The sequence below is a fragment of the Xenorhabdus innexi genome, assembly GCF_002632485.1.
Classification (GTDB): Bacteria; Pseudomonadota; Gammaproteobacteria; order Enterobacterales; family Enterobacteriaceae; genus Xenorhabdus; species Xenorhabdus innexi.
Genome location: NZ_NIBU01000267.1, coordinates 1 through 457, shown reverse-complemented (window position 1 = coordinate 457; position 457 = coordinate 1). Strand labels below are relative to the sequence as shown.

The following is a 457-nucleotide window of genomic DNA, read 5'->3' as shown; positions in this document are numbered from 1 at the left end:
TGGGATAACCGAAATCGGCCGTTCATCAATGCGGATACCGGTGTCGATATGGGCGTATTTATCCGGGTTATGCTCAATGGCGGTCATTTCAAATGAAACACCATCGTCACCCTCTTTGATGCCAGTCACCCGAAACTGCTGCACCGTCAAATCTGTGGCATCAATCGCCCAGACACTTTCCGCGACCGGGGTTTCGGAGTATTCCGTCGTGACCGTGATAATAGCCCCGTTGACCGCCTGAATGGTGCGGCCTTCCGCTTTCCCCGATGGGAGATTGAGTATCAGCCGCTCGCCGACTTTCGCAGAGGAGACCCGGTCAAGCGTAATATTGCGTCCCGAAGCGGCGTGAATCCGTCCGCCCAGTGCGCGACCGGCCAGCATTTCATCCGCCACCCCGATGATGTAACCCGGCAACGGGATTTTGCCGTCCAGCCCCACGGTAAACGTGACCATCCGG

General features: G+C 57.1%; 1 pseudogene. It reads right to left on the bottom strand.

Features of this window, described 5'->3' with window-relative positions:
• A pseudogene (locus Xinn_RS21530) lies at nucleotides 1–457 on the bottom strand (host specificity protein J); the annotation flags it as partial.